This window comes from Allokutzneria oryzae (assembly GCF_042429765.1).
Lineage (GTDB): Bacteria > Actinomycetota > Actinomycetes > Mycobacteriales > Pseudonocardiaceae > Allokutzneria > Allokutzneria oryzae.
On record NZ_JBHLZU010000012.1, the window covers coordinates 31224 to 54930 of the forward strand.

Here is a 23707-nt window from a genome sequence, read left to right on the forward strand (position 1 = left end):
CGGACGCGGAGAACTCATCGGACAAGGACGAGACAGGTTCTGCGGAACGATTGACAGCGAAAAGCTTCCCTTGATGTAGTCCGAGCACGTCTTCGGACAACGTTGTCATCGAGGGGGTACGCCCACATGTGGCCTTCCAACAGGCGATTCGTGGCCGGAACGGCGGCGGGACTGCTGTTCGCCGGGCTGCTGACCGGGACGGCACAGGCCGCTCCTCCCCCGGTTGACGGGGTGGCACTGGTGAACCCGTTCGTGGGCACCCAGAACTTCGGCAACACCTTCCCCGGCGCGAGCGCGCCCTTCGGCATGGTGCAGGTCAGCCCGGACACCGGCGGGCAGGGCGGGTACGACTACCAGCAGGACTCGATCTACGGCTTCAGCCAGACGCACCTGTCCGGCGTGGGCTGCGGCGTCATGGGCGAAGTGCCGATCATGCCGACGACCGGTGGAGTCACCACCGTGGACCACAACGCCTACAAGTCGAAGTACTCGCACGACGACGAGGAAGCCACACCCGGCTACTACCGCGTGGGCCTGTCCAAGTACGGCATCAACGCCGAACTGACCGCGACGCCGCGCACCGGCTGGCAGCGCTACACGTTCCCCGCGACGGGTTCGGCCAACGTCCTGTTCAACACGGGCAAGGCGAACCAGACGGTCTACGACTCGGAGATCCACGTCGTCGGTGACCGCACCATCGAGGGCCGTGTCCAGGCCGGTGGGTTCTGCGCGGGCCGCGATAGGCACACCGTGCACTTCACCGCGACCTTCGACCGCCCGTTCAGCTCCTACGGCACCTGGCGCGGCTCAACGATCACACCGGGCAGCCGGGACGCGGCGGGCAGCGGCGGCAACGGTGGCTGGGTGAGCTTCGACGCGAGCACCGACCGCGACGTCGTCGTGAAGGTCGGCCTGTCCTACACCGGCATTGAGGGCGCGCGGAAGAACCTCGCCGCGGAGACCGGTGACTCGCACGACTTCGACGCGACCCGCGCGAAACTGCGGCAGTCGTGGGTGGACAAGCTCGGCGCGATCAAAGTCAGCGGTGGTCCCACCGACCGGTTGCGCGCGTTCTACACCTCGCTCTACCACGCGCAGATGCACCCGAACCTCGCCGGTGACGTGGACGGCCGATACATCGGCTTCGACAACAAGGTGCACACGGCGAGCGGGTACACGCCCTACCAGAACTTCTCGCTCTGGGACACCTATAGGCCGCAGAACCAGTTGCTGCAGATGATCGAACCTCAAGTGGCACGCGACGTCGCGCTGTCCGTTCTCGCGATCGGCCGCGACGGCGGCTGGCTGCCGCGGTGGGCGCTCGCGGGCAGCGAGACCAACATCATGACCGGCGACCCGGTGGTTCCGTTCTTGGTGGAGGCGTGGTCAAAGGGACTGCTGGCCGGGCACGAGGCCGAGGCGTACTCACTGATGAAGACCAACGCCACCAGCACACCGCCCGCGGACTCGCAGTACAACGGGCGCTCGGGCGTCGAGTACTACAAGCAGCGCGGCTACATCCCGTCCGGTCTGAAGCTGGGCACGGACTGCGCGCACAAGGGCGGCGACAACGACTGCGTGCACCCGGCGTCGGCGACCATGGAGTACGCGGCGGCGGACGCTTCGCTCGCGCTGATGGCGGAGAAGCTCGGACACCGCGCTGACGCGCGCATGTTCGCCGAGCGCGGCCAGTGGTACCGCAACCTGTGGGACTCCTCGATCAGCCAGTTCCGCCCGCGCACGGTGGACGGAACGTGGGTCACGCCGTACAACCCGGTGGACGCGGGACACCAGTTCCACGAGGGCGGTGCGCACCAGTACCAGTGGCTCGTACCGCAGGACCCGGCCGGGCTGGTGGACCTGATGGGCGGGCGCAAGGCCACGGAGAAGCGGCTCGACGGGTTCTTCGCCTACGACAAGCTGCTGGCCGATCCTGCTGGCACGGTGCGCAAGGACTGGATCACCCAGCCCTACGACTACTACGGCAAGCCGACCTACAACCCGAACAACGAGCCCGACCTGCACGCGCCCTACATGTACCTGTGGGCGGGCGCACCGGCGAAGACCGCGACCGTGGTGCGCGCGGCGATGACGTTGTTCACCACGGGTCCGGACGGTATGACCGGAAACGACGACCTGGGCACGATGTCGGCGTGGTACGTGTTCTCCTCGCTCGGCCTGTACCCGACGATGAACGGCGCGAACTTCCTGGCGATGTCCAGTCCGCAGTTCGAGTCCGCAACCGTCCGAATCGGACAGTTCGGCCAGCGCCAAGGCGGAACGCTGACCATCACCGCCCCGGGCGCGAGCGACACGAAGCGCTACGTGCGCAGCGTCTCGCTCAACGGCCGTGACGTCCGGCAGACCTGGCTGGACTGGGACGCTGTCGCACACGGCGGGAATCTGGCGCACACGCTGGACACCAAGCCGTCCTCATGGGGCACCGATCCGAGCGCTGAGCCGCCATCGGTGAACCGCGCTCAGCGGGACTCCCGCTGGCACATCGACGCGTCGCTGCGCCAGAGCGCGGTCGTCGCGCCGACCGGTTCGACGGACATCACCATCAACCTGGACGTCCTCGGCCAGGCCCCGGCCGTGCTCCCGGTGTTCGTCCAGCCAACGGTTCCGGCGGGCTGGAAGGTCGCCACGCAGCCCCCGCTGATCATCCGCTCCTTCTCCCTGCCCACCCAGCAGACGCTGCCCCTGCGGGTGACCGTGCCCCAAGGAGCGAAGGAGGGCACTTATCCCTTGCAGGTCAAGGTCTCCGCCCCCGGCGCGAACACGGTGACCCGCACGGCGACGATCGATCTCCGCCCGGCCCCGACCTGCCTGTCCACAGTGGACTGTGCGGTGGACCTGAGCCGTGACCGCAACCACGACGGCACGGCAACGGCAGCCCAGTCGGCGCAGGGGAACTTCGACGGCGGCGGCTGGACCTACGACGGCGACCTGCTCCCGAAAGCGGGCCCGGTGACGTGGAACGGCGTGACCTACGCGGCGCCTGACGCCACCGGCACGGCCGCCAACTTCGTGGAAGCCCGCGGCCAGGCGCTCCTGCTGCCCACGGGCGGCTACGGCCGACTCCACGTGGTGGCGGCGGCGCACAACGGCCCGGTGTCGACTGCGCTCACGGTGCACTACACGGACGGCAGCAGCGCCGAGGTCCCGGTCACGGTGGGCGACTGGGCGGGTTCCACGCCGTCCGGGGCCACGGTGGCCCTGTCGATGCCCCACCGCATCAAGGCGGGCTCCGGAGTGGACGGCCCCCCAGTGAAGCTGTTCGCCACCGACCACTCCCTCACCGCGTCGAAGACGGTCCGTTCGCTGACTCTGCCCAACGACCCGCGCGTGGAGCTCTACGCCCTCACCCTCACCCGTTGACCCACGACGAGAGCCATGACTGACCGGTGGGGCCCGAACCGCTGTCCGTCCGCACCCGAGGAGGCGTCGTCCCTGCGAAACGGGGCGACGACCTCGCGCAGCCCCCGTGCCCCGGTGTGCGCGTCGGCTGGCTGGCGTGGTCGGGGTTTTCGCGTTTTGTCACCTTAATGCGATTTGGGAGCGCTCTTTTGCGCGTTAAGTGCACATCTCGTTAGGAGCGTGACGTGGTGGTCCTCGGGCGTGCTCTTCGGGCGTTGATGAGCCGCGAAGGCTTGTGCCCGACGAGCTATGGGCGGCGGTCGTGTTCGTGGTGACCAGTGGGTGCCCGCCGTCGTTCGGGGTCGCGATGCCCACCGCGCACCGGTGGTTCACCGCTCGGCCTGGGTGACCTCGGCTCGCAGGGGTTGGTCGACCAGCCCCGGGCGGCGGCCGTCCGTGCGACAAGAGGGGTGTTCCGGACCGAACCCGACCGGGCACGCCCTGGCCTCCCCGCCCCGATGGCCAGGGTTTCCGTGGCCCCCTCAACAACCACCTCGCGCCGGAAACCCCGGCCACCGCGATCCCCCGCCACACACCCTGTTCCCCGCGAGACACGCCTTGGGCGCCCGACTTCTGGCGAAATTGCCACGTTCGCCGACAGCGAAAGAATCAGCACGCCATTTCACCCCACAGAGCCATGATCACCATTTTTGGCGAGATAGAATAGGAATATGACCCCGGACGAGACCCTCGATGCCATCGAGGACGCCTACCGTGCGGTGAATCGCGCGCACGCGGTCCTGGCGCGCTGTCTCGCCGATTTGGTGGTCAGTACGGATTTCGCCGAATACCCGTATCTCGGGGATGAGGTCGGCGCTCTGTTGTCGATTTCCTCGCGCAAGGCCAGCACGCTGATCTGTCACGCCGAGAACCTCGCCTCCCGCCCGGCCGTTCTCGCGGCTCTGGAGGAGGGGCGGATCGATCAGGGCAAGGCCCTGTTGATCGTGGATCAGTTGGAGCCGTTGACGGCTGTGCAGGCGGAGATCGTGGAAGCGGTGTTGATCGAGTACGCCCGTACCCATCACTACAGCCGGATCCGGCAGCATGCCCAGCGCCTGATCGCGAAGGTGGATCCGGAGGCGGCGGCGCGGCGGCATGAGGAGAAGAAGCGGACCCGGCAGGTGGAGAAGCTCAACCTCGATGACGCGATGTGTGCGTTGCGGTTCCAGTTCACCGCCGTCCAAGGGGCCCTGGTGTGGGATCGGATCGACCGCATCGCCCGAGGGTTGGGCGATGATGAGCGCACCATGGACCAGCGGCGGGCGGATGTCGCGTTTGACCTGCTGATGGGTAAGGAGACGGGTGCCCCGCAGGGGGAGGTGAAAGTCCTGGTCACCCTTCCCGCGACGACGTTGATGGGCATGGACCAGGAGCCCGGGATGCTGGCCGGGTACGGGCCGATCCCGGCAGATGTGGCGAGGGACATCGCCGCCGGGGGTACGTGGAAGCGGATTCTCACCGACCCGGTGACCGGGGTGGCGATGGATGTGGGGCGGACGAACTACCGGCCGTCAGCCGCCCTCGCCGACCTGGTCCGGGCCAGGGATGTCACCTGTGTGGCCATTGGCTGTCGGCAACCCGCGCACCGGTGCGATCTGGATCATTGCGAACCCTTCGATGGCACGAACACGGTCGCGGATGATCTGGGTGCGAAGTGCCGACGACATCATGTGATGAAACACCACACGCGGTGGAAACGAACCCAGCTGCCCGGCGGTATCCATATCTGGACGACGCCGATGGGACGAACGTATGTGCGGGAACCTGAGCCGATAGCGGATCCTGCTCCCCCGTTTTAAAACCCGGCCCCGGCTAGCCCGCCACCACTAGAGGTGAGCGGGCTAGCGGTGGTGGGTGGTCAAGGAAATGCGCGCCGGAGTCCCGGAGAATTATCCGGGGGCAACCCGACGGAGTCGGGGCGGCAGCCCGGCCGTAAACGCCACCACAGCCTCAACGCCACCGGCCGCACATGACGCCGCAGGCTTCTCCCGAACGTCCATAAGGACGTGTCTCACCGGCTACCGGCGCCTGCACAGCGAACCCGTCCACGCCCCGCAGGGCGGTGACACGGCGCAAGCGTGCGTGAACGGCGCTCCGATCACGCACCGGGAACCAGGTACGGAGTTCCCGCCAATCAAGGCCAATCGGCCGCGCAGCAGGGACTTCCGTCTCCAGCGGAGCACCGGGCAACCGTGCAAGCGTTGTCCCGGTACGGCAGTCGGGCCTGGAGGTGCTCTGTGCGAATCGGTCTCCTCGACGACGACACGGTGCTGGAAGCGATCACGCTGGCTGGCCGGGCTCCGTCCGTGCACAACTCACAACCGTGGCGGTGGCGGGTCGGCGAAACCGCGTTGCACCTCTACGCTGACTGGAGCCGCCATGTTCCCGTGACCGACAGGGACGGCCGGGATCTCGTGGTCAGCTGCGGGGCAGCGCTGCACCACCTCCGCGTGGCGTTGGCCGCTCTCGGGTGGGGCGGTACCGTCCGTCGCTTGCCCGACCCCGACGATCCGAAACACCTGGCGTCCGTCCGGTTGTTCGCAAGGCGGCCGAGAGCGGACGACATCGCACTTCTGTCCACGATTCCCGCGCGTCGTAGCGACCGTCGGCTATACAGCTCCTGGCCTGTACCGGAGCAGTTGCTGGACAAGCTTGCGAGGTTCGCCGCCGCGCAGGGTTGCGCTCTCCGCGTTGTTGCCGATCCCGTGCCGCGGGAGGACCTGCTCACCGCGATCGCCGACGCCGACCGGGAGCAACGGGACGATCCCCGGTACCGCGACGAGCTCGCGCAGTGGAGCGGGCGCCGCTCCGGCTCGCGCGACGGAGTTCTGTCCGAGGTGAGCACGACCGTCCACCCACGGCCCGGGGACGTGCGGTTGCGCCAGTTCGCCGATCCGACTCTCGGCGAACCGGAGGGTGCGTACGCCGATCCTGACAAAGGTGTCCTACTCGTCATCGGTACGGCGAAGGATGACATGACCGCTCGGTTGCGAGCCGGTGAGGCCGCGAGCGCGGTGTTGTTGCGTGCCACCAGTTTCCAGCTTGCGAGTTGCCTGCTCTCGCAGCCGCTGGAAACCCCGCGCACCCGAGCCCTGGTCCAGCAACGGGTACTTGGTGGCGCCTTGTTCCCGCAGTTGGTGCTGCGGGTGGGCTGGGCGCACGTCACTGCCGAACCGTTGCCCGCGAGTCCTCGGCGGGCCGCATCCGAGATCACCGAACCGCTTGGACCACGACAGTGAGCGAGGGTGATGAGATGACCGCGTACGTGCTCAGCTTCGACGAGCTCGGCAAGGGCGACACCGCCCTGGCCGGTGGCAAGGGCGCCAACCTCGGCGAGCTCGTCTCGGCGGGGCTGCCCGTGCCGCCGGGGTTCGTCGTCGCCGCCGAGTCCTATCTGTCCTCGATGGCAGCGGGGGGTGTCCGCGCGGAGATCGACAAGATCGTGCACACCGAGCTGGCCCGCACCGACGATCCCGCCGCACTCGCCAGCGCCAGCGAGCGGCTTCGGGGTCTGGTCCGGCAAGCCGGCGTGACCACGGAGGTCCGCGCCGCCGTGAGCGAGGCGTATGAGCTGCTCGGCGACGCGGAAGCCGTGGCGGTGCGGTCCTCGGCGACGTCCGAGGACACCGCCGGGGCGTCTTTCGCCGGGATGAACGAGACGTTCACCAACGTCATCGGCACCGAGGCCGTCCTTGAGCGCGTCGTCGACTGCTGGGCGTCGTTGTTCGGACAGCGCTCACTCGCCTACCGCGCCGAGCACCGGCTGTTAGAGGAGCCCGCGATCGCCGTGGTGGTGCAGACGATGGTGCCCTCCGAGCGCTCCGGGGTGTTGTTCACCGCCGATCCGTCGACCGGGGAACGGGACCGTGTCGTCGTGGAGGCCGCGTTCGGTCTGGGCGAGGTCGTCGTCAGCGGCGCGGTGGAGCCGGACACCCATGTGGTGTCCACAAAGGACTTCACGGTGCTGAGCTCGCGGGTCGGGAACAAGAAGTACAAGATCGCCCGTGGCCCTGACGGTGGTGACGTCAAGGTCCCACTCGACGCCGCGGAGTCCACCCGGCGCGTGCTGGCCGATGACGAGGTCGTGGCGCTCGCCAGGCTGGGGGCCCGTGTCGAGGCGCACTACGGCGTGCCGCAGGACATCGAGTGGGCGATCGCCGATGGGCACACGTGGCTGGTACAGGCGCGGCCGATCACCACCCTCGATCAGGACAAGGGCGTGCTGCTGACCGGTCTGGCAGCCGCACCGGGCACTGCCAGCGGGCAGGTGCGGGTGCTGGCCTCGCCGGACGAAGGGGACTGCCTTCGTGACGGGGACGTTCTCGTCGCGAGCATGACCAACCCGGACTGGGTGCCCAGCATGCGACGGGCGAGTGCGGTCGTCACCGACGAGGGCGGCATGACCTGCCACGCGGCGATCGTGGCGCGCGAGCTCGGCGTCCCCTGCGTGGTGGGCACCAGGACCGCGACCAGCACGCTCCGCGAAGGCCAGCAGGTCACTGTGGACGGTGACCAGGGGACTGTGTCCTCCGGATCCGTCCACGCGGTGCGGACCGAGCCCGTCGCGCAGCCGATGCCCGCCTTCGAGCCGTTGGCCACCAAGCTCTACGTCAACCTGGCCATGCCAGAACACGCCGAAGCCGCCGCCGCGCTGCCGGTGGACGGAGTCGGGCTGCTGCGCGCGGAGTTCATGCTCACCGACGCCCTCTCCGGTACGCACCCGCGTCGTTTCCTGGCGCAGGAAGGACCGGAGCGGTTCGTGGCGGCGATGACCGCCTCGCTGCTGCGGATCACCCGTCCGTTCGCGCCACGGCCGGTGATCTACCGGGCCACGGATTTCCGCAGCAACGAGTTCCGCGGCCTGATCGGGGGCGAGGACTTCGAGCTGGTCGAGAACAACCCGATGATCGGCTACCGCGGCTGCTTCCGGTACGTCCGGGAACCGGAGCTGTTCGCCTTGGAGCTCCAGGCGCTGGCCCGGGTCAGGGAGCAGACGCCGAACCTGCACCTGATGATCCCGTTCGTGCGGACCCGCTGGGAGCTGTCCGCCTGCCTGGAGATGATCGACACCAGCCCGCTCGGCAGGCAGCGCGGACTGCTGCGGTGGGTGATGGCCGAGGTTCCGTCTGTGGTGTACCGGATCCCGGAGTACGCGGCCATGGGAATCGACGGTGTGTCCATCGGCAGCAACGACCTCACCCAGCTGGTCCTGGGCGTTGACCGGGACTCGACGGCGTGCGCGGAGCTGTTCGACGAGTCCGACCCGGCCGTGCTCGACATCATCGCCCGGATCGTTCACGCCTGCGACGACGCCGGGATCACCTCGTCGCTGTGCGGCCAGGCCCCGTCCAACCGGCCGGAGTTCGCCGAGCACCTGGTGCGCGCCGGGATCACCTCGGTGTCGGTGAACCCGGACGTCGTGCGGCACGCACGGATGATCATCGGTTCCGCCGAACGACGGCTGGTGCTCCGGGCGGCCCTGCGATGACCGTCGGCCGACGACGGGGGCTCGGGTCGCCGGGAGTCAGGAACCGGTGGTGGGGCGGACAACCGCGACCGGGCAGGGCGCGTGGTGCAGCAGCGCCTGGCTGGTTGAGCCGAGCACCGCGCCCCGCAGGGCACCCCTGCCCCGTGAGCCGACAACAAGCAGCCGGGCGTTCGGTGCCTGTGCGAGCAGGGCACGCGGCGCGGAACCCTTCACGACCACGCGCTGCACGGTCACCTCGGGGTACTTCTCCTGCCAGCCAGCGATGCTCTCGGCGAGCAACAGACGCGCATCCCTCTCGATGGCTGCCCAGCCCAGCATCACGAACGGCACCTTCGCCCACACGCTCTCGGCGATGTGGTCGTTCCACGCGTGCACGACCACCAGCGAGGTGCGGGACCGGGACGCCTGGTCGAAGGCGAACTCCAGAACCGCTTCGTCGGCCACCGATCCGTTGACACCGGTCACGACCGGTCCGGCTGCGGGCGGCTCGGCGTCCACAGTGGCCCCGCGAACCGCCACGACGGGGCAGTGCCCGTGCGCGGCCAGCGTGATGGCAACCGAACCGACGATCAGCGAGGTGAATCCGCCGAGGCCGCGCGAGCCGACCACGACCAGGCAGGCGCGCTCGGACAACGCGGTCAGGGCCTGGGCGGCAGCACCGACGACGAACTGGGTGCTGACCGCGGTGCCGGGAGCGGCCTCCCGGGCCACCGCGGCGGCCGTGTCGAGGTAGTCCTGGCCCTGTTCCCGCAGTGCCTCGTCGACGGAACGGGGCAGGAAGGCCTGGGCGTCGGTGCTGATCTGGAGGTAGGAGTGCACCAGCCAGAGCGGGACTCGGCGGGAGGTGGCCTCGCGGGCGGCCCAGCGGACGGCGTTGGTCGCGGAGGTCGATCCGTCGACCCCCACGATGATCGGCTTGGTCACGAGAGTCCCTCCAGGTAACGGGGTTCGGCGATCTCCTGGGCGGATCTGCGCGGAGCGGCGGGGATCGGCCAGGTGGGCCTGCCGACGCGGAGCAGGGCGTGCGGGCGGCCCGGCAGCTCCAGCGCGTCCGCGAGCCGACCGCGCACCTCGGACAGGTGCAGCGGCTGGGTCACCACGGAGGCGGCCAGTCCCAAGGCGGTCGCCGACAACCAGGCGCGTTGCAACGCCGCGCCCGCGAGCACGTGCTCCCGTCTGCTGTCGCGCTCGCTGAGGAACACGAGCACGGTTTCCCGCGAGATGCTCTCCGCGATGACCTCGGCGTCGGGCGCCGGGTTGTTCGGTCGGACCAGGCCGCCGAAGCGCAGCCCGGGGCCGAGGCGCTCCTGCGGGATGCCGGTGCGCACTCGCCTGTTGTGGCGGCGGGTGATCCAGCCCGCCAGTTCCCGTTGGTAGGCGTGGTCGTGTCGGTACACGTTCGTGGCGTACTCGACAAGCCCGGCGAGCGCGTGGATCTCGTCCTGTCCCGCTACCAACTGGGTGCTGACACCGTCCACCTCCGCCGCCGCGATCACTACCTTGATCTCGTCGGCGGACAAGCCGTCGCGGTTGAAAGGCAGTCGGTAGGACCTGCGGCGCGGGATCGCCTCGTACCAGGCGTGCTCTGTAGCGGTGGCCGGTTGCGGGGTGGATGCGGTCACGGTGCCGACCCAGTCCGACAACGAGGAGTCGCCCGACAGCGAGGTCTCCGCCCGCCAACCGAGCTCCCGCACGGCGAGCTCCAGGTTCGCCAGTGCCGTGCCGCAGGAGAGCAGCCGGTCGCGGCCGGTCGGGTCGTGGTAGGGCAACGTGATGTCGCGGCGTTCGAACAGCAGGGCGTCGTGCTTGCTGAGCTCCAGCGACCACGGTTGCGAGTTGTGCACCGACGGGGCGAGCTGAACCGCGCGGATCAGGGTTTTGGTCTCGTCGTAGGACCAGGAACTCATCACGAGGTCCTTTCAGTAGGTGGGGGTGATCGGTCGCTAGCCCACGGAGTGGTGTCGCCGGACGCGGTTGGGCGGTGGGATGACCACCACGGGCACGGTCGCGTGCCGCACACAGGCCGCGCTGCACGAACCGAGCACCATCTCGCGCAGCAGCCCGCCCCGGTGCGAGCCGACCACCAGCAGCGCCGCGTCCTCGGCCGCTTCGAGCAACCGCGTGGACGGCGAGCCGGAGACGCTCCAGGTCCGCACGCCGACCGCGGTCGGAACCTGCTCGCGCGCACGGGCAAGGGCCTTGTCGAGCAGCATCTCCGAGGCCTGGCGGACCGCGCCGAGTGAGGTGAAGGCGAAGTCCGACATCGGCTCGTGGCTCCAGACGTTGACCGCCAGCACCGTGGAGCCGCGGAGGACGGCTTCCTCCAGCGCCCAGACGAGGGCGTTGTGGCCCGACTCGCTCTCGTCGACCCCGACGACGACCTCATTGCGGCTCATGGCCTCTCCTCTCCGTTGCGGCCGTTCCGGGTCCAGCCGGTGATGTGCGCGGGGTCCGCTCGACGCGGGAAGTCACAGCCGCAACCGGCGCAGCCACGGGTCGGCTTCCTGCCGGGGCACCACCCGGATGCGCGCGTCCACCGCCACGCACCCCTTGGGGCCCGCCAGAACGGGGTTGAGGTCCAGCTCGGCGACCTCCGGCAGCAGTTCGGCGAGCCGGGCCACCCGCAGCAGCACGTCGTGCACGGCGGCCACGTCCGCGGGCGGGGTTCCCCGGTACCCGTGCAGCAGCGGAGCCGCCCGCAGCGACTCCACCATCTCCACCGCGTCCGTTGTGGACAGTGGGACGAGCCGGAATGCCCTATCCGCCAACACTTCCGTGACAACACCCCCGAGGCCGCAGGCCACGAGCGGACCGAACCGCTCGTCGGAGGTCACACCGATCAGCAGCTCGGTCCCGGGTTCGGCCATGGGCTGCACCTCGACAGCGCGGAGAGCGTCGCCGAACCGCCGCCACAGCTGCTCGGCACAGGCTCGGGCTTCCGACGGCGAGACGTTCAGGAGCACACCCCCGGCCTCGCTCTTGTGCAGGACCCCCTCCGCGACCGCCTTCAGCGCCACTGGCTGGTCGAAAGACCGTTGTGCCGCTACGACCTGCTCTGCCGTCGTGGCGAGCACCGAGGGCACGAGCGGCACCCCGAACGCCTCCAGAACCGCGCGGAGGTGCTCCGGCGTCAGCCAGCCACCGTCCGGGTAGGCGGCGAGGACCGCTCGTGCCGCCTCCACATCGATCCCCGGCAGGTCCGGAACCACACCGGCGTCGCGGGAGCTCGACCGCCTGTGGCTCAGGGCGGCGCTCAGCGCCCGCGCGGCGGCGGAGGGGTCCGAGTAGCTGGGCAGCCTGCGGGTTCCCACCGTGACCAGCTCCACCCGCGCCTGCTGCTCGGGGCGCACCAGGACCAGCGGCTTCGCCAGTTCGGCTGCCAGCTCCGCCAGGTCGCCGACCCGCTGCCCCGTGTCACCGAGCGCGGTGGGCACGCTGATCGCGACCATCGCGTGCACCGCCGGATCGGTCAGCACGAGGCGAACGGACTCGGCGAACGTCGCGGCATCGGGGGCAGCCGTGGTGTCGACGGGGTTGCCCAGCCCCGCGTGGGCGGGCAACAGGGCGCGCAGGCCGGCCGTCGTGGCCTCGGACAGCTCCGGCAGGACGAGGGACTCCCGGGCGCAGGCGTCGGCGGCGAGGACTCCGACGCCCCCGGCGTTGCTCACCACGGCCACCTCGCGCCCCGACGGCACCGGCTGCGCGTGGAGCAGCGCCATGACCTCGACGAGCTCGTCGAGGTCGTCCACGGCGACCACTCCGGCCTGGGCGAAGACCGCGTCCCGGGTCACGGCGGGGGTGGCCGCGGCGGCGGTGTGCGACGCGGCGGCCCTGCGGGCGGTCTCCGAGGTGCCCGCGCGCACGGCCAGCACCGGTCTGGTCGCGGCGAGGTGCCGGGCCAGCCGGGAGAACTTGCGGGGGTTGCCGAAGGACTCCAGGTAGAGCACGGCGAGCCGGGTGCGCTCGTCCTGTCCCCACCACATCAGCATGTCGTTGCCGCTGATGTCGTACTTGTCGCCGGTGGAGACCATCGTCGACACCCCGAGCCCCAGCTGTCGCAGGCGGTCCAGCAGCGCGATCCCGACTCCACCGGACTGGGTCACCACACCGATGTCGCCGGCCGGGTCCGGCGGCCGGGCGAACCCGGCGTGCAACCCGACGGCGGGGTCGGTGTTGACCACGCCGAGGCAGTTCGGACCGACCAGCCGCATACCGTGCCGCACCACCGCCGTGCGGAGGGCATCGGCCAGCTCCGGCTGCTCGGTGATGCCCGCGGTCACCACGACCAGCGCCCTGACCCCGCGACGCCCGCACTCCTCGGCGACGGCCGGGACCGCCGCGGCGGGCACGCAGACCACCGCCAGCTCCGGAACCTCCGGCAACACCCCGACGTCCGGGTAACACCGCAGACCGGCGACGGTGTCCGCCTTGGGGTTGACCGGCCACACCGTGCCACGGAACCCGCCTTCGACCAGGTTGCGCAGAACCGCGTGTCCGACCGAGCCCGGTGAGCGACCCGCGCCGACGACCGCCACCGACGTCGGCTCCAGCACCGAGCGCAGGCTCGCCCGGTCAGCGACCATCTCGCGGACGCGCACCGCCTCCTGGTAGGACTCGTCCGGAGCCAGGCGCAGGGTCACCGTCATCGTGCTCCCGTCCCGCACCATCTCCGCCGGCAGCCCGCAGTCGGTGAGCACGCGCACCATCCGGGCGTTCACCGTGAGCAGATCGGCGTGCAGATAGCGCACACCGCGCCGCCTGGCCAGCGAGCCCAGGTGCTCCAGCAGCAGTGTCCCGACGCCGTGCGCCTGCTCGGAGTGCGCGACGACCACCGCGATGTCGGCGTGCTCGGGATCGGCGAGCGTCTGGTAGCTGGCCACCCCGATGACCTCCTCGTCCAGCCAGGCCCCCAGAGCGCCGAACCGCGCGTCCGCCTCGTGGGCGAGGCGCCGCACGTAGTGCTCGATGACCGTGTGCGCCATCGAGAAGAACCTGAAGTACCTGTCCTGCTCCGGCAGGTTCTCGTGCAGCGCGCGGATCGCGGGGAGGTCGGCTTCGCGCACCGCGCGCAGCAGCACGGTCCTGCCGTCGGTCAGCAGCGCCCGTGTCGCTGTCACGGTCTCTCCTGGATGTGGACCCTGTTGACACCGGGCACAGACTGGGCCAAGGCGACCACCACGCGCTTGGCGTCGTCGTCGGGCAGCTCACCGCGGACGGTCACCACACCGTCGGCAGCTTCCACCTCCCACGACCGCCAGCTGCCGGCGTAGGCGCACAACCGCTGGCGGACGTCGGCAGCCACCGCGTCGTTGGTGCGCACCATCGTCCGGAGCACGTCCTGTCTGCTGACGATGCCCACCAGCCGGGGGCCGTCGACGATCGGCACGCTGCGGACGTGGCGCTCCACCATGCGCTCGGCGATGTCGGCCACGTCGGCGCTCGGCGTCATCACCGTCACCGTCTTCGTCATCACCTCACCGACCGTTCCCGGCGGCGCCTCCTTCTCGACGTTGTCGCCATCGGCCCGCCAGATGTGCGCTCGGGGATCGGTGGGAATGCGGTCCCGGATCAGGTCGGCCTCGGCGACGATGCCCACCAGCCGAGAGTCCTCGTCGACAACCGGCAGGGCCGCGAAACGGTTCTTGGTCAGCACCGACGCGGCCTCCCGCACCGGCGTCTCCGGCCGCACGCAGATCACGGGACTGGTCATGATGTCGCGGGCTCTCATGGCTCCTCCTTCTCGGCTGACCGCCACAGGGTGACGAGCAGCAGAACGAGCACGGGAACGGCGTACGGCCACATGCCGAGGGCGGGCCCGGGGTGAGCAGGGCCGCGAAAAGGGTGGTGAGAAACGCCAGCAGGCGAACCCACACCGACGACGGAGACCTCGTCCGTCCACAATGGATGACCACGACGAGGCGCGGGGCGCTGCCGATCGCTCATCGTCTTCCTCGCGCTGCCGTCTCGACGGTGTGCGCACCGGGATCCAGCCCCGTGCTCAACAGGCCCGTCCGCCCGGTCCACAAGCCCTCACCACGGCAGGTGAAGAACTTGGTGAGCACGTTCGCCCTCATCAAGCCCCTGTCCCTCGCTCAAGTCACGGCTGGGTCCTTTCAAGGACACCCCGATCAGGCTTGGACCACGAGAGCCCGAGTTCTCCCGTCGCCGAGCCGAAAGTCCCTGTCCCGACGGGTCCCCGGACGCTTCCGTCGTGCTCTCGCGGACACCACCGTGGGGGCACTCGCTGATGGGAGGGCGCGGTGGTCGGTCGTGTGGTGGTCGGAGTGGACGGTCAGCCCTCGGGTTGGCGCGCGCTGGCGGTTGCCGTGGAGGAAGCGCGAACGCACAACGCGGTGCTCGACATCCGGCACTGCTGGCAGGCTCCGCGCGAGGCGACAGCGCCGTCGGGGACCGTGATGCCGATCGTGTCCCTCGGCGCGAGGCCGTCGGCGGCGGCCGAGCAGGTGACCGCCTCGGCTCTGCGGCGGGCGACCGATTCGCTGCCGCCGGACCACCGGGTGCGCGCGGAGCTCCTGGAGGGACCGCCGGGCGCGGCCCTGTCCGAGTGCGTCGGCCCCGACGACATGCTCGTGGTGGGTGTCCGCAGCAGGAACCGCCTCACCGCGCGCTGGCTGGGCTCGACAACCAGCCGGGTGCTCAACCAGGCCGAGAGCACGGTCGTGGTGGTTCCACCGCCCGCCCCGCCGGGCGACGGGCCGTTTCCCGGACACGTGGTACTGGGCATCGCCCCGTCCCGGGCCACCACCGCCGTGCTCCGGCTCGGTTTCGACGAGGCCCGGGCGCACGAGTCGCCAGTGGCCGCGGTGCACGCCGTCGCCAACGCCGAACCTGACTCCTACATCGACGAACGGACCCTGGAGGTGCGGCTCACGCCCTTCCCGCCGGAATACGGCGACCTCAAGCACGTCCTGGAGCACTGGGAGCACACCAACCCCGCAGTCCCGGTTCGCCGCGCGGTCTTCCACGGCTCGCCGAGCCAGGCACTGGCCCGCGCGAGCGTGGGAGCGAAGGCACTCGTCCTCGGCCGGGTCCACCGCTCCGCGCCATGTCGCGGTGTCGAGCCCTTGGCAGAACGGCTCATCGGGCATGTCGGTTGCCCGGTCGCGCTCACCCCCTTCGCCGTCGCCTGAACCTGTTGCCCACCAACGAAGATCAGGCCAACCGGCGGGTTCACACCGCCAGAAGTGGGACTTTGGCAGCCGTGGAAGGGCCTTTCGGCTCTCCGCGTCCGATCGAGACGGCGCGACGGTGGAAGGAGGGAGACGCCGACGAGGGATGCGTGGAGGTGCGCCGTGATGCCTTGGTGGTACGGACCCGGCGGGGACGGCTCCGGGTGGAACTGGGTCGACTTCCTGCTCGTGATCGTGTCGATGGTGGTGTTCTGGGGCGGTTTGATCACCGTCGTCCTGCTGGTGCTGCGTCATCCGCGGTTCGCTCCGCCCTGGCAACGCGACGCGGAGCGGATCCTCGCCGACCGGTTGGCCCGAGGTGAGATCGACAACGAGGAGTACCGGAGTCGGCTGGCCGTGCTCGGCACCAGGAGATGATGGGAATGCGACACAGCCTCCCCGACGAGGAGACCGTCCGCGCCGCGGTCGCGCTGGCGGTTCGCGCCCCGTCGATCCACAACTCACAGCCTTGGCGGTGGGTGACCGGCGACAGTTCGGTGCACCTGTTCGCCGACCCCGGTCGCCTTCTGCCCGCCACCGATCCCGATGGCCGCGACCTGGTGGTCAGCTGCGGTGCCGCACTGCACCACCTGCGCGTCGCCTTCGCCGCCGCCGGGTGGGCCACCGACGTGCACCGGTTGCCCAACCCCGCCGAAGCGAACCACCTCGCCGCGGTGGAGTGCCGTCCCCGCGCGGCGACGCCCGAGGACATCGCCTTGGCGGCGGCCATTCCGCACCGCCGCACCGACCGCAGGCGGTTCAGCTCGTGGCAGGTGCCGGACGACCTGCTGTGCGCCTTGGCCGCGCGCGCCGCCGAGCAGGGCGCCATCCTCATCCCGGCCACCGACCCGGACGACAGGTACCGGCTGACCTCGGCGATCATCGAGGCGGCGCAGCAGCAGCACGCCGTCCCCGCGTATGTCAGCGAGTTGGCGGCATGGGCCGGTCGCGACTCCAGCTCCGAGGAAGGCGTGCCCACGGGGAACATCCCCGCCCAGCAAGCCTGGCACGATGACATCGCGATGCGCGCCTTCCCCCCGGGAGCGCTCGCGCAGCCACCACGGGGCTGGGAGAAGGACGCCAGCGAGCTGCTGGTCCTGGCGACGTCCTCCGACGATCGGATGTCGCGGCTGCGCGCGGGGGAAGCGGTCAGCGCGGTGTTGCTGGCGGCGACCGAGATCCGGCTCGCGACGTGCCCGCTCAGCCAGCCGCTGGAGGTCAGCAGTACCAGGGACTTCCTCCGCGACCGGCTTCTGGACGGCGCCGCGTTCCCTCAGCTGGTGCTGCGGGTCGGGTGGGCACCGGTGGGCAACAAGCCGGTTCCCGCCACCCACCGCAGAGCCGTCGACGACGTCCTCGGCCACTTCCCGGACTGACCGGGGGTGAGGTGCGGGATGACCGGAACATCCGTGGTGATCGAACGTGACGGACTCGACTCCTTGGTCCGGGCGCTGATCTCCGATGGCTACCTGGTCGTGGGCCCGACCGTGCGCGACAGTGCGATCGTGCTCGCCGAGCTCGACTCTCCGGGCCAGCTCCCGGCCGGGTGGGGTGTGGACGTGGCACCGGGCCGCTACCGGCTGCGCCCGCGTGCGGACGGCGCGGTGTTCTCCCATTCCGCCGGCCCCCAGTCGTGGAAGCAGTTCCTGCACCCGTCCCGGCAGCGGCTGTGGTCGACCCGGCCGGACGGCACGTACTCGGCGGAGGCCGATGCCCGGCCCCGCTACGCGTTCCTGGGCGTACGAGGCTGCGACCTGGCCGCCATCGGAGTCCTCGACACCGTGCTGACCGGCGGCGCGCACCCCGATCCGTCCTACGCCCGTCGCCGTGGTGGCGCGTTCGTCGTGGCTGTCAACTGCACTGAGCCCGGCGGTGTCTGCTTCTGCGCCTCCATGGGGACCGGACCGTCCGTCGGAGCGGGTTACGACCTCGCCCTCACCGAGCAGCTCGGCCCAGACGGGCACCGCTTCCTGGTCGAGGTCGGCTCCGAGGAGGGGGCGCGCGTTCTGAGCCGGGTCCAGCGGCGTGAGGCCACCGGGGAGGAGGTCGACGCGGCCCGGGCGGAGGTCGAGTCGGCCGCGGGGCGCATGGGACGGCAGATGCCGGAGGTCGACCTCCGAGACCTGCTGCGGCGCTCCCGCGAGTCCCCGCGCTGGGAGGAGGTCGCCAGTCGCTGTCTGACCTGTGCCAACTGCACCATGGTGTGCCCCACCTGCTTCTGCACCACCACTGAGGACGTCACCGACCTCACCGGCGAGCACGCCGAGCGGTGGCAGCGCTGGTCCTCGTGCTTCGAGCTGGACTTCTCCCAGCTCCACGGTGGAAGCGTGCGCGGAACCGGGGCCGGCAGGTACCGGCAGTGGATGAGCCACAAGCTCAGCACCTGGTACGACCAGTTCGGCACCTCCGGCTGCGTCGGCTGTGGCCGCTGCATCGCCTGGTGTCCGGTCGGTATCGACATCACCGAGGAGGCCGCCCGGCTCGCCGAGGACGCCGAAGGGAGCAGGGGCGATGTCCCTCCCCGCGCGGCTGGCTGACTTTCCGATGCTGTCGGGGATGTCCCCGGCTCAGGTGGCGCTGCTGGCCACCACCGCGAGCGAGGTGGACTTCGCCCCGGGGGACCGCCTGTTCGAGGAGGGGCAGCCCGCGCGCGGGTGTTGGCTGGTGCTGGACGGGTGCGTGGCGCTCGATGTCACCTTTCCCGGCAGAGGAGAGGTGCTCGTGCAGACCCTTGGGGCGGGCGACGTGCTCGGCTGGTCCTGGCTGGTTCCGCCGTACCGCTGGTACTTCGGCGCGACGGCGACCGCGCCGACGTCGGCGATCGCCCTGGACACCGACCGCCTTCGGGCGCTGGCCGAGAACGATCCCGCTTTCGGCTACCCGCTGGCGCTGCGGCTGTTCGGGGGCCTGCTGGATCGGTTGCAGACGACCCGCGCCCGGCTGCTCGACCTGTACCGGAGCGCCCGTGAGTCCTGACCGCGAGCCCATGCTGCCGACCCCGTACCGGGTCGCCGACCGGCGGGTGGAGACACACGACTCGGTGTCCCTGCGGCTGGAGGCGGTGCGCGAGCCGCTCCCTCGGTTCCGCCCTGGCCAGTTCACCATGCTCTACGCGCACGGCGTCGGGGAGGTGCCGATCTCCATCAGCGGCGATCCCTCCTCCGCGACCGGCTCGCTGACGCAGACCATCCGCGATGTCGGCGCGGTCAGCCGGGCGCTGCACGACGCACGGCCCGGCACGGTGCTCGGGGTCCGCGGCCCGTTCGGCACCACGTGGGACCTGGAGTCCTCGGCCGGACACGACCTGCTGGTCGTCGCCGGCGGCATCGGGCTGGCACCACTGCGGCCGGTGCTGTTGGAAGCAGTGGCCCATCGGCGACGGTACGGGAGGGTCACCCTGGTCGCCGGTGCCCGCGCTCCGCGGGAGTTCCTGTTCAGCGACCAGCTCCGCGCCTGGCGCGCGCGGGACGACCTGGAGGTCGAGCTCACCGTGGACCAGCCGGCCGAGGGCTGGACGGGCCGCGTCGGGTTCGTCACCGAACCCCTCGCGGGGCTGCGGCTCGACCCGCGGCGCACCACCGCGTTCCTGTGCGGCCCCGAACCGATGATGCGGTTCTCCGCGAACGTCCTTCTGCGGCAAGGACTTCCCGCCGCGCACATCCGGATATCCCTGGAACGCACCATGAAATGCGGCATCGGCCTGTGCGGGCACTGTCAGCTCGGGCCGCTGCTGGTCTGCCGCGACGGACCGATCGTCGACTACGCGACCGCAGCCGACCTGCTCACCACCCGGGAGTTGTGATGCGCCCACCAACCCTGGCGGTCTGGAAGTTCACCTCCTGCGACGGATGCCAGCTGACGCTGCTGGACTGCGAGGACGAGCTGCTCGCGCTGGCGGGTCAGGTCCGGATCGCGCACTTCCTGGAGGCCTCCAGCCGCACCCTGCCCGGACCGTACGACGTGTCCCTCGTGGAGGGCTCGATCACCACCGCCGAGGAGGAACACCGCATCCGATGGATCCGCGAGCAGTCGCGTGTCCTGGTCGTCATCGGCGCCTGCGCCACGGCCGGGGGCATCCAGGCGCTGCGCAACTTCGCCGATGTGGCGGAGTTCCGCTCGCTGGTCTACGCGAGCCCGGGGCACGTCGAGTCCCTGGCCACGTCGACACCGATCTCCGCGCACGTGCCCGTGGACTACGAGCTGCGGGGCTGCCCGATCGACCGGCGCCAGCTGCTGGAGGTGCTCTCCGCGTTCCTCGTCGGCCGCAAGCCGGACCTGCCGGACACCAGCGTCTGCACCGAGTGCAAACGTCGCGGTCTGACCTGCGTGATGGTCGCTGACGGCATCCCGTGCCTGGGACCGGTCACGCACGCCGGGTGCGGTGCGCTGTGCCCGGCCTACCACCGTGGCTGCTTCGGCTGCTTCGGCCCCATGGCCACCCCCAACATCCCCGCGCTGACCGCACAGCTGCGGGCGTGCGGCCTCGACGAGGCAGCGATCGAGCGCGCCTTCCACACGTTCAACGCCGCCGCGCCCGGCTTCAGCGAAGGCGCCGCAGCCAGCGACCCACCGCGCCGCTAGGCCGTGTCCCGCACGTGACAACACCACCCCACCACCTCACCACCTCCTGACGCCTTCACCCGCGTGCCCCCCAGTTCGCGTTTTTCCACCTAAATGCGAAATGAGAGCGCTCTTTTGCGCATCAAGGTGGAAAAACGCGAAAACCCCGACCACGCCAAGCCAGGCCACGCGCACACGCGCCCACGCGCGTACGGGGTACGGAGCTGGGGGCGGGGTGAGGGGTGAGGGGGTACGGAGCTCGGGGCGGGGTGAGGGGGCGGGGTGAGGGGGCGGGGTGAGGGGGCGGGGCGAGAGGCGAGGGTCGAGGGGCGGCGGGGCAGGCCGCTAGGAGGGTCCGGCGTTCCTCTTGTGGCGCAACCGCCATCTCGACAGTTCGTCCACGCCCCACACGATGAGGGGGAAGGGCACCATGAGGAGCAGGACCCACAACGGGAGCGCCGCGGTCCCGAACACCTGCTGCAGGGGCGGGAGGTAGACGAGTGCGGCGGTGAACGCCACTTCGAACGCGATCCCGGCCAGCAGCAGCCGGTTGCTTGTCAGACCCACCGACCAGAGCGAAGCGCGTTCGGTGCGCGCGGCGAAGGCGGTGCCCAGCTGGCAGACCACGATGCCCACGAACGTGGCGGTGGTGGCTTGCAGGTAGGCGTGGTGCAGCTCGCTGCCCTCCCCCACCGGCGCGCCGGGCCGCCATCCCGCGTTCAGCAGCACCGCGAAGAAGGGCACCAGCACGAGCAGGGCCGAGACCCCGCCCATCACGGCCCAGGCCCGCCACAGCAGTCTTTTGGTGATCACCCCTTCGGTTCGCGAGCGCGGTGACCGTGTCATCAGTCCCGGCTCGGCCGGCTCTCTGCCCAGTGCGAGGGCGGGCAGGGTCTCGGTCCCCAGGTCGATGGCCAGGATCTGCAACACGGTCAGCGGCAACGGGATCACACCGCCGGACAGCGCGAACAGCAGGAACGGAACGACCTCGGGCACAGCGTGGGCGAAGATGTAGAGCACGAACTTGCGCACGTTGTCGAAGACCCGGCGGCCTTCCCGCACCCCGGCGACGATGGTGGCGAAGTTGTCGTCGGTGAGCACCACCGTTGCCGCTTCCCTTGCGACGTCCGTGCCGCTGACGCCCATGGCGACACCGATGTCGGCTCGTCTCAGCGCCGGGGCGTCGTTGACCCCGTCTCCGGTCATCGCCACGACTTCACCGTTGTGGCGCAAGGCGTCCGCGATGCGCAGCTTGGCTTCCGGGGCGGCCCGCGAGAACACGATCTCCGCGTCCCCGCCCAGCAACCGGTCGAGCTCCCGGTCCGGCAGCGCGTCCAGCTCCTCGCCGTCGATCACCCGGGCGACGCGAATGCCCACCTGCCTCGCGATCTCCGCGGCCGTGCGCCCGTTGTCGCCGGTCACCACGTGCACCGTGACACCGGCCTCGTGGCACGCCTTGACCGCGGCCGCCACCTCGGGGCGTGGCGGATCGAGCAGGCCGACCACACCGAGCAGGCACAAGTCGCGTTCCGCCTGCTCCCGGTCCTGCGGGGTGCCGCGGGTCCACACCCGGTGGGCAACCGCCAGCACGCGGAGCCCGCGCGCGGTCATCTCCTCGACCACGCGCTCCGCCGAGGCACGCTCGTGCTCGCTCAGAGGCACTTCGGTGCCCGCCTCGTCCAGGGTGGTCACGCACCTGGGCAGCACCTCCTCGGGCGCGCCCTTGACGTGCACGCGGACCACTCCACCCACGGAGTCCACTGTGGACATCCTTTTCAGCCGGGGGTCGAAGCGGTAGAGCGCAAGGCGTTCCCGGTCCCGCGTCTCGGTGTCGAGGTCGGTTCCGGCGTTTCGCGCGTGGGCGAGCAGCGCCAGCTCGGTCGGGTCCCCCACAGCCTCCCCGGCGAGGTCCGCGGTGCTGCACCGCACCACCGCGGCGACCAACGCATGCTCTGCCGGGGACTCGGTACTGCACAGCCCCAGACCGGACCGGACGGTCACGACGCGCATGGAGTTCGCCGTCAGCGTGCCGGTCTTGTCCGTGCAGATCACCGTTGTCGCTCCGAGGGTCTCCACCGCCGACAGGCGTTTGACCACCGCGCCGCGCTTGGCCATCGAGCGGACCCCGACGGCGAGCGCGAGGGTGATCGTGGGCAGCAGCCCCTCGGGCACGTTGGCCACCAGCAGACCGATGGCGAACACGAACGCCGTGGAGAGTGTGAGCCCGGCGACCAGTCCCAGCGGCAGGAACGCAACACCTGCGGCCACAGCCACCGCCGCGATCAGCCATGCGACCCGGCGGACCTGGCGTTCCAGCGGACTCTCGTCGACGTGGACCCGCTCGGAAAGTGCCGCGATGCGCCCGATCTCCGTGCGCGCTCCCGTGGAGTGCACAACCGCCCGCGCCGACCCGGCTGTGCACACCGTGCCGCTGAACACCAGCACGGGCGAGTCGAGCGCACGGCTGGCGTCGTCCACGAAGTCAGCGCCGCGCGGGACCGACACGGACTCGCCCGTCAGCGCGGACATGTCGACCTCGATGCTCCCGCTCAGCAGTCGCGCGTCGGCCGAGATCCGATCCCCTTCGTCGATCAGCAGCACGTCGCCGCGGACCAGCTCCCTGGCCGGGACCTGGTGCCGGTGGCCGCCGCGGATCACCCATGCCCGTTGCGGCAGGTACTGCCCGAGCGCCTCGACCGCGTGCTCGGCGTGCCGTTCCTGCACGAAGGCCAGTACGGCGTTGAGCACGATCACCACCAGGATCGCGATGGAGAGCGGCGTGGCACCGGAGACCACCGCGAGCACGGCGGCGGCCCACAGCAACAACGCCAACGGGTGGGTGAACTGGCGGACCAGCTCTTTCCACCAACGCCGGGTGCCGCGCCGCGGCAGCTCGTTCGGACCGTGCACGTGCAGCCGCCGCTGCGCCTCCCTGACGGACAGGCCCTCCGCGCCGGAGCGCAGGTCTCTCAACAGGGTTGCCACGGGTCCCCGGGGATCGGCGCTCTCCACGGTTCCGCTCACTGTCACGACAACCTCCTGCCGGCGA

Annotated in this window: 17 protein-coding genes and 1 pseudogene; 12 read left to right on the top strand and 6 right to left on the bottom strand. The window is 70.5% G+C overall.

Annotation, left to right across the window (positions count from 1 at the left end; all coding sequences use genetic code 11):
- The first annotated feature begins 150 nt into the window (after positions 1–150).
- From ACFFQA_RS15695 to ppsA, 5 genes and pseudogenes are all read left to right on the top strand, one after another.
- The gene (locus tag ACFFQA_RS15695) at positions 151–3381 is read left to right on the top strand and encodes a GH92 family glycosyl hydrolase (RefSeq protein WP_512699657.1); all 3231 of its coding nucleotides are present in this window, start codon (positions 151–153) and stop codon (positions 3379–3381) included.
- Positions 3382–3655: 274 nt separating this feature from the next.
- Positions 3656–3866, top strand: a pseudogene (locus ACFFQA_RS15700) (IS5/IS1182 family transposase); the annotation flags it as partial.
- 225 nt (positions 3867–4091) lie between these two features.
- Complete coding sequence (locus ACFFQA_RS15705) at positions 4092–5219, top strand: HNH endonuclease signature motif containing protein (protein ID WP_377852684.1); 1128 nt, start codon at positions 4092–4094, stop codon at positions 5217–5219.
- 438 nt (positions 5220–5657) lie between these two features.
- Positions 5658–6659, top strand: a complete 1002-nt coding sequence (locus ACFFQA_RS15710; protein ID WP_377852685.1) for an Acg family FMN-binding oxidoreductase — start codon at positions 5658–5660, stop codon at positions 6657–6659.
- A gap of 14 nt (positions 6660–6673) precedes the next feature.
- Entirely contained in the window at positions 6674–8908 is a 2235-nt protein-coding gene (ppsA, locus tag ACFFQA_RS15715; protein ID WP_377852686.1) for a phosphoenolpyruvate synthase, read from the top strand.
- Positions 8909–8944: 36 nt separating this feature from the next.
- Here ppsA and ACFFQA_RS15720 read toward each other — a convergent pair whose 3' ends face one another.
- From ACFFQA_RS15720 to ACFFQA_RS15740, 5 genes are all read right to left on the bottom strand, one after another.
- Positions 8945–9832 (bottom strand): universal stress protein, encoded by an 888-nt coding sequence (locus tag ACFFQA_RS15720; RefSeq protein WP_377852687.1) that lies wholly within the window; start codon positions 9830–9832, stop codon positions 8945–8947.
- Complete coding sequence (locus ACFFQA_RS15725; RefSeq protein WP_377852688.1) at positions 9829–10815, bottom strand: Acg family FMN-binding oxidoreductase; 987 nt, start codon at positions 10813–10815, stop codon at positions 9829–9831. The genes ACFFQA_RS15720 and ACFFQA_RS15725 overlap by 4 nt, the downstream gene beginning before the upstream one ends.
- 36 nt (positions 10816–10851) lie before the next feature.
- Positions 10852–11304 carry a universal stress protein gene (locus ACFFQA_RS15730; RefSeq protein WP_377852689.1) on the bottom strand — a complete coding sequence of 151 codons (453 nt, stop codon included), beginning with the start codon at positions 11302–11304 and terminating at the stop codon, positions 10852–10854.
- Positions 11305–11376: 72 nt separating this feature from the next.
- Positions 11377–14025: a bifunctional acetate--CoA ligase family protein/GNAT family N-acetyltransferase gene (locus ACFFQA_RS15735; protein ID WP_377852690.1), complete on the bottom strand. Its 2649-nt coding sequence runs from the start codon at positions 14023–14025 to the stop codon at positions 11377–11379.
- Positions 14022–14636, bottom strand: a complete 615-nt coding sequence (locus tag ACFFQA_RS15740; protein WP_377852691.1) for a CBS domain-containing protein — start codon at positions 14634–14636, stop codon at positions 14022–14024. The genes ACFFQA_RS15735 and ACFFQA_RS15740 overlap by 4 nt, the downstream gene beginning before the upstream one ends.
- A gap of 532 nt (positions 14637–15168) precedes the next feature.
- Here ACFFQA_RS15740 and ACFFQA_RS15745 point away from each other — a divergent pair.
- The 7 genes from ACFFQA_RS15745 (at position 15169) to ACFFQA_RS15775 (ending at position 20679) form a co-directional block, all read left to right on the top strand.
- The gene (locus ACFFQA_RS15745; protein ID WP_377852692.1) at positions 15169–16059 is read left to right on the top strand and encodes a universal stress protein; all 891 of its coding nucleotides are present in this window, start codon (positions 15169–15171) and stop codon (positions 16057–16059) included.
- 165 nt (positions 16060–16224) lie between these two features.
- On the top strand, positions 16225–16476 hold the full coding sequence (locus ACFFQA_RS15750; RefSeq protein WP_377852693.1) for an SHOCT domain-containing protein: 252 nt from the start codon (positions 16225–16227) through the stop codon (positions 16474–16476).
- A gap of 5 nt (positions 16477–16481) precedes the next feature.
- Positions 16482–17474 carry an Acg family FMN-binding oxidoreductase gene (locus ACFFQA_RS15755; RefSeq protein WP_377852694.1) on the top strand — a complete coding sequence of 331 codons (993 nt, stop codon included), beginning with the start codon at positions 16482–16484 and terminating at the stop codon, positions 17472–17474.
- Positions 17475–17492: 18 nt separating this feature from the next.
- Positions 17493–18635 carry a 4Fe-4S dicluster domain-containing protein gene (locus tag ACFFQA_RS15760; RefSeq protein WP_377852695.1) on the top strand — a complete coding sequence of 381 codons (1143 nt, stop codon included), beginning with the start codon at positions 17493–17495 and terminating at the stop codon, positions 18633–18635.
- Between the two features lie 19 nt (positions 18636–18654).
- Positions 18655–19074 carry a Crp/Fnr family transcriptional regulator gene (locus tag ACFFQA_RS15765; RefSeq protein WP_377852696.1) on the top strand — a complete coding sequence of 140 codons (420 nt, stop codon included), beginning with the start codon at positions 18655–18657 and terminating at the stop codon, positions 19072–19074.
- Complete coding sequence (locus ACFFQA_RS15770) at positions 19064–19900, top strand: FAD/NAD(P)-binding protein (protein WP_377852697.1); 837 nt, start codon at positions 19064–19066, stop codon at positions 19898–19900. Before ACFFQA_RS15765 ends, ACFFQA_RS15770 begins: the two co-directional genes overlap by 11 nt.
- Positions 19900–20679 carry an NADH-quinone oxidoreductase subunit B family protein gene (locus ACFFQA_RS15775; RefSeq protein ID WP_377852698.1) on the top strand — a complete coding sequence of 260 codons (780 nt, stop codon included), beginning with the start codon at positions 19900–19902 and terminating at the stop codon, positions 20677–20679. The genes ACFFQA_RS15770 and ACFFQA_RS15775 overlap by 1 nt, the downstream gene beginning before the upstream one ends.
- Positions 20680–21003: 324 nt before the next feature.
- Here ACFFQA_RS15775 and ACFFQA_RS15780 read toward each other — a convergent pair whose 3' ends face one another.
- The gene (locus tag ACFFQA_RS15780; RefSeq protein ID WP_377852699.1) at positions 21004–23688 is read right to left on the bottom strand and encodes a cation-translocating P-type ATPase; all 2685 of its coding nucleotides are present in this window, start codon (positions 23686–23688) and stop codon (positions 21004–21006) included.
- Positions 23689–23707 lie beyond the last annotated feature (19 nt).